Here is a 6081-nt window from a genome sequence, read left to right on the forward strand (position 1 = left end):
AGCGACAATTTATGCCTGCAAAATCAGTGCATTATAGTATACTGCCGGACTGCTCACCGTCGGTTGTACCAGTGCATTTTTCATTACACTGATACAATTTACTGTTTAGAATGAACAAATTGCTTATTTGTCAACTGCACAAATTAAACTACTATAGTTTGTGTAGGGTAAAAGGGATTACTGTTGTTTGCATCATTTGATTACATGAACACATTGGCATAAATAGGGCGAACTATGGTGTATCGTTGCATTCGAATTTTTACAGTCATTCTGGGTTGTTTTTCAACTTGGACACAAGCTGATGAGTTTGCCGTGGAATTTAGTGGTTTTGCTTCATTAGCGGTAAGTTATAGCGACGATCCTGATATTGATTTTCGTTCTAATTATCTAAACGACGAAAAAGCTGGCTGGTCTATTGATCGAGATTCTATCTTAGGTGGACAAGTTAATATTAGTCTTGCCCAAGAGTGGGATTCAGTGGTTCAGGTTGTACTTCAAGATCGTGAAATCAAAGACTTTAGTAACTACCTTGAACTTGCTTTTGTACGTTATCGCCCAAACAGAAATTGGTCAGTTCGCGGGGGGAGAATCAATAGTGATATGTATTTGCTATCTGAATACCCCTCTGTTGGTTACGCTTATTTATGGGCTAGACCCCCTCACGAGCACTATGCCTTTGCATCAACGGTGAGTCATTATGATGGTTTCGACGTTGAATATAGTAGTGATGTGAATGAAGGTTATTTAAGAGTCAAGTTGGCTGCCGCACAAACCGAACCTAAACTTGGTGCTTTAAACCAAGATTTTTCGATTAAATTCAATAATATACTTACTCTTAGTACAACCTATGTTAAGGACGCATGGACTTTCCGTGCATCCACATCAAAAGCGGATATCCGAGAATTTAAGTCGGATCAATTTAGCAGTTTAATTAATGCTTTAAACGCAATCCCCCCTTCATTGTGGTCTCAGGCTGCAGACTATGCTCAAGGCTTTGATGCTAAGAATAAAAATATAAACTATAGCGCATTAGGTTTGGCCTACGATAATTTTGATTGGCTATTTCAAGCAGAAATAGGCACTGTAAATTCTGATTGGTTAATATCACCGTCTAACTACACAGGCTATGTTAGTTTGGGTTACCGAATAGGCGAGCTGACTTATTTTGCAAGTTTATCGGTAGCAAAAAATAAAAATGCTAAACCTCAGGTCGCCCCCCCTGAATTACCATCGTATTTGCCAGAAGAGATCAGATTGGCCACTCTACAATTGGTAGAAGGTACAGATATAGCCAGCAAAAGAGCCATTGTTGACCAGTATTCCTTTAATATTGGCGCAAAATGGTATTTCTCTAATAACCTAGTGATTAAAGCTCAAATTGATCATTTTGTTCTTCAACCCATAGGTGGTGGATTATGGGATATGGCTGCCCAGACTGATGTGGCGAGCAAACACCAGATTAACCTGTTTAGTCTCAGTGGCAGCGTGGTATTTTGATTATGATATTACGACTACTATTATTGTGCTGTTTACTTGTTTTGAGCTCAAATGCGGCGAGCTCAGATCTGGTCGTGGTGGTTAATAAAGAAAATGACATCAAAACTCTTTCAAAAAGGGAAGTCATTGATATTTATATGGGCCGTTATCTGACATTTCCAAATGGTGCAAATGCTCAGCCACTAGACTTACCTGCCCAATCAAGCTTAAAAAATGATTTCTACCTTAAATTAGTTAATCAGGACGAACGAAAAATTAATGCTTACTGGGCTAGGTTGCTGTTTTCAGGACGGGCGAAACCACCAGAAGCGGTAGAATCAGTTGATGACGCTTTAAAGAAAATCAAAATATCGGAGTTTTCTATCGCTTACATACCGGAATCTGAACTCACTGATGCTGTCAAAGTGGTTTATCGCTTAAATGAAAATTAGTCAAAAACTTTACGTCCGTGTCGCCATTTCCATTGCCTTAATTGCGGTACTTGTCTCACTTGCCACATCAACGGTTTCTTATTTTTCCGGACTGGATGAAAAAAAAGCCACCAACTATATGTTGGTTAGGCAGTTAGCCCAAACACTGGAAAAGACTGCCGCTATATCTGCCTACTTATCAGACCGCGAGCTCGGCCAGGAAATTGTTAATGGTTTGCTCAGTAACGACTTAGTTAAAGGTGTTAGCTTAACCGGCGAAGCCAATATGGTGATTGCCCAAGGCGACATTAATAATCAAGCTGAACGTATCTCAATTAAACTCATGCATCCTTTTATTGCTGATAGTCAGGTCGGCAGTTTAAATCTTTATCCCGACGATCAATATATTCAGCAACAAGCCCAGCAAAGCACTCAAAAAGAAGTGCTGCTGATGTTGCTCCATTCTATTGTTATCGCCTTTTTTGTCTCATTGATGGTTCACCGGCGCCTAGCCCAACCTATTCAAAGTTTGACTGACAGCTTTGCCTCTATCGATCCCAGCGCACCACAAACCATGCGCATGTTAACCTTAAAACAAGGAGCACGTGACGAGATTGGCAAACTTGCTATAGGCATAAACTCCCTGATGCACGAGTTACATCTCACCATCAGCAATGAACGTGAACTAAGAGAAAAAACGCAAGCACTGGAAGCGAAGTTCAGGCTCATTTTTGAACAAGCCAGTGCAGGTATATGTTTGCTCAACGAAGATAATAAAATCACCACTTTTAATCCTGCCTTTGCCGGCTATTTTACTATTACTGGTAAAGATGACATGGCGACCTTAGACTTTCCATTACTCCTCAATAACGTCGAAAAACTGGAAGAACTGTTAAGTGAAATACGCAAAGAAGATGGTTTAACGCAGATTACCCTTGATATCGAATGTACCGTCGGCGCAACCACAAAATGGATGCATTGTTTGTTTGCAAAATTAACTGACCAACGTAATAACCAAAGAGATGAACAAGGTTGTTTAATTGAAGTGATTTTACATGACGTGACTGAGCGTGCCGAAAGGGAGTTTCAAACCCGCTTTGAAGCCGATCATGATCCCTTAACTCATTTACTCAATCGCCGGGCCGGTGAGAAAAAACTGCATAAGGCCTTGTTTGATAGCATGAAAAGCAAACATCATCTGGTATTAATGATGATTGATTTAGACAAATTTAAACCCGTTAATGATACCTTTGGTCATGAAGCTGGCGATAAAGTATTAATTGAAATAGCCCGGCGCATCAAAAGTCGTTTTTGTTTATCCACTGATATTTGTATCCGTTGGGGCGGTGATGAATTTGTCGTCGCGAGACAAATTGATCATTTTGATCAAAACCTGTCTGCCATACAAGCCGAAGGCATGTTGCAAGATATCTTAGTGCCAATCAAAATCAGCGAATACGAACAATGTGAAATCGGCGCCAGCATTGGCATTGTGATTGGCCCTAATGATGGCAAAGTACTGCATGAGCTCATGGTAAACGCCGACAACACCATGTATCAAGTTAAAGAAAAAGGCCGTGGGCATGTGGCCTTTTTTAACAAGAAAAAAACCATTAGTGCAACTTAAGCTTACTACCAACAAACTTACTCACCTGACGGCTTAACATGCCCACCGCACCTTTGATATAACCATGTACCGCAAATTGATGCATGCTATACAGCGAGTTATACACAAAGCGCGCTAAGTGCCCCTCAACAAACATACTACTGTTAGATAAATTACCCATCAAACTGCCAACCGTACTGTATTTACTCAAATGCACCAGTGAACCGTAATCATTATAAACATAGGATTTTAAGGGCTTACCTGTCACCGTTGCCAATAAATTATGATAAACCACCGCTGCCATTTGATGAGCTGATTGAGCTCTGGGTGGCACCCAACTACCGTCAGGTTGGGCACAAGCACAACAGTCTCCCAAGACATAAACATGGTGATCAACACTACTTTGCAACTGCTGATTTACCATAATTTGTTGCAATCTATTGGTATCAAACCCCCAGGTTTTAACGATATCAGGCGCTTTAATGCCCGCCGCCCACACCATTAAATCCGCTTCGATTAAGCTATCATCCTGAGTGACAAAACCGCTTTTTTCAGCGCGTATGACACGGGTGTTCTCCAGTACCTGCACACCAATTTTTTGCAAGGCATGTTTGGCTGATGCTGCTATACGCTCAGGCAAAGCTGGCAATATTCTAGGGCCAGCTTCAATAATGGTAAGCTGCAAACGTTTAGCCGACAAAGCCGTCATGCCATAGGAATTAGCTAAATTGGCAACATGATGAAGCTGAGCCGCCAGCTCAGTACCCGTTGCGCCACCACCAACAATACTGACTTTAAGCGGAGTTTGATTTTCGCTGACATAATTAATACGTAAAAACTGATTGATTAAGGCGCGGTGAAACTGTTCAGCCTGTGACAATGAATCAAGAAAGTAACTATGTTCACGCACACCTGGGGTATTAAAATCATTACTGACACTGCCAAGTGCCATCACTAAATCATCATAAGTCAGTACACGTTGTGGCAATATTTGTTCACCCTCTTCATCTAACAGCTGGGCCAGCGTCAGCTGTTTAGCTTTAAGATCAAGATCAATCATTTCCCCCTGCTGGAATTCATAATGATGGCTACTAGCGTGAATACGATAGTCCACACCGTCAGAGTTTTTATCGATGACTCCAGCCGCGACTTCATGTAACAGAGGTTTCCACACATGGGTGCGCTGTTTATCCACTAATACCACTTCTATTAATTCACGCTTTCTGGCAAATTTACTGAGCTTGGCAACTAATTCTAAACCACCTGCTCCACCGCCAACTACCACTATGCGTCTCACGTTATTCTCCTTAGTATTGGCTTTAAAACTGCCTTTGAAACAAACGTCATGTTGCTAGTTATGCAAACGCCCAATAGTATATCAGCACTATGAATATTTAAGCGCTGTTACTACCGTTAAATACTTTATTTGTGCTTAACAATCGTTAGTGGTCGCCCGAGAACACAATCACGAACAAAAATCGGCACAGGGCAAAAGTCAGAAAATGCTTCTCCGTTAACAAACAAGGCCAGTCGTTATGAATACCCAAAATTCGAGCACTCCGCAGGCGCAAAATCCATTAGGTGACGCTGAACAACCTAGCGGTAAAACGCCGGTGCAACGGATCAGTTTAATAGCCGGTCCGCTAATTGCCTTGCTGATGGTGTTAGTCCCGCCACCAGCTAGTTTGGGCTATGTTGGCTGGGCAACCGCAGCGATGGGGATTTGGATGGCAATTTGGTGGGCGACCGAAGCCGTGCCTGTAGCCGCTACTGCGTTGTTACCTTTGGCGCTGTTTGCGCCCTTAGACATACTCGACATTAAAAGTGCCTCAGCACCCTATGCTAACCCCACGATTTACCTATTTTTGGGTGGATTTATTCTGGCTGCCGCCTTACAAAAAAGTGGTTTACATCGACGTATCGCTTATTTCATTCTCGGTTATGCTAATACTGGCGCTAAATCTATTATCTGGGGTTTTATGCTGGTCAGCGCAGTACTCAGTATGTGGATGACCAATACCTCGACCACTATGATGTTGTTACCTATTGCTTTGTCCATCATCAGTACACTGAATAAAGGCGAGCAAACTATGTCGGGGCAGGAAACCAAACACTTTAATTTAGCCTTACTCTTGGGTATCGCTTATGCAGCGACTATCGGCGGCATGGTGACCTTAGTTGGCACGCCGCCTAATGCCTTTTTGGCTGGTTTTATGAATGATACCTATGGCTTACAAATAGGTTTTGCCCAGTGGATGTTAGTGGGCTTACCATTAGCAGTGGTGATGTTGCCCCTGTGTTTCTGGGTATTAACTAAGGTGGTATTTCCAGTCAACTTTCGTACCCCCCAAGAAGCTAAAAAACGTTTACTTGAGCAACAAAAACAACTTGGCTCAGCAAGCAAGGCCGAAAAACGAGTCGGTAGCATCTTTTTGTTGGTCGCACTGGCCTGGATGACTCGCCCCTTATTAGAAGACTGGTTTAGTCTCACGGGTATTTCTGATGCGGGAATTGCTATGTTGGCAGCTGTGGCAGTGTTTGTTGTACCGGCGGGGGGCAAACAAACCC

The 6081-nt window shown here is 42.4% G+C and carries 5 protein-coding genes; 4 read left to right on the forward strand and 1 reads right to left on the reverse strand.

What is annotated here, in order from left to right; all coding sequences use genetic code 11:
- The first annotated feature begins 234 nt into the window (after positions 1–234).
- From AX660_RS03370 to AX660_RS03380, 3 genes are read left to right on the forward strand one after another with little or no spacing between them, the layout of a single operon-like run.
- Positions 235–1497: a hypothetical protein gene (locus AX660_RS03370; RefSeq protein WP_068372531.1), complete on the forward strand. Its 1263-nt coding sequence runs from the start codon at positions 235–237 to the stop codon at positions 1495–1497.
- Positions 1498–1499: 2 nt separating this feature from the next.
- Positions 1500–1928 carry a hypothetical protein gene (locus AX660_RS03375; protein WP_068372534.1) on the forward strand — a complete coding sequence of 143 codons (429 nt, stop codon included), beginning with the start codon at positions 1500–1502 and terminating at the stop codon, positions 1926–1928.
- A complete protein-coding gene (locus AX660_RS03380) occupies positions 1918–3534 on the forward strand; it encodes a diguanylate cyclase domain-containing protein (RefSeq protein ID WP_068372537.1) in 1617 nt (538 codons plus the stop codon). The genes AX660_RS03375 and AX660_RS03380 overlap by 11 nt, the downstream gene beginning before the upstream one ends.
- Here the strand turns inward: AX660_RS03380 and AX660_RS03385 are convergent.
- On the reverse strand, positions 3521–4810 hold the full coding sequence (locus tag AX660_RS03385) for an NAD(P)/FAD-dependent oxidoreductase (RefSeq protein WP_068372540.1): 1290 nt from the start codon (positions 4808–4810) through the stop codon (positions 3521–3523). The genes AX660_RS03380 and AX660_RS03385 overlap by 14 nt on opposite strands.
- Positions 4811–5048: 238 nt before the next feature.
- Here AX660_RS03385 and AX660_RS03390 point away from each other — a divergent pair.
- A partial coding sequence (locus tag AX660_RS03390) for an SLC13 family permease (protein WP_068372543.1) occupies positions 5049–6081 on the forward strand: 1033 nt, incomplete at its 3' end.

The sequence above is a fragment of the Paraglaciecola hydrolytica genome (assembly GCF_001565895.1).
GTDB lineage: Bacteria > Pseudomonadota > Gammaproteobacteria > Enterobacterales > Alteromonadaceae > Paraglaciecola > Paraglaciecola hydrolytica.

Coding starts and splice junctions, on each gene's coding strand:
- AX660_RS03370 (WP_068372531.1), top strand. CDS start 235: ATGGTGTATCGTTGCATTCGAATTTTTACAGTCATTCTGGGTTGTTTT.
- AX660_RS03375 (WP_068372534.1), top strand. CDS start 1,500: ATGATATTACGACTACTATTATTGTGCTGTTTACTTGTTTTGAGCTCA.
- AX660_RS03380 (WP_068372537.1), top strand. CDS start 1,918: ATGAAAATTAGTCAAAAACTTTACGTCCGTGTCGCCATTTCCATTGCC.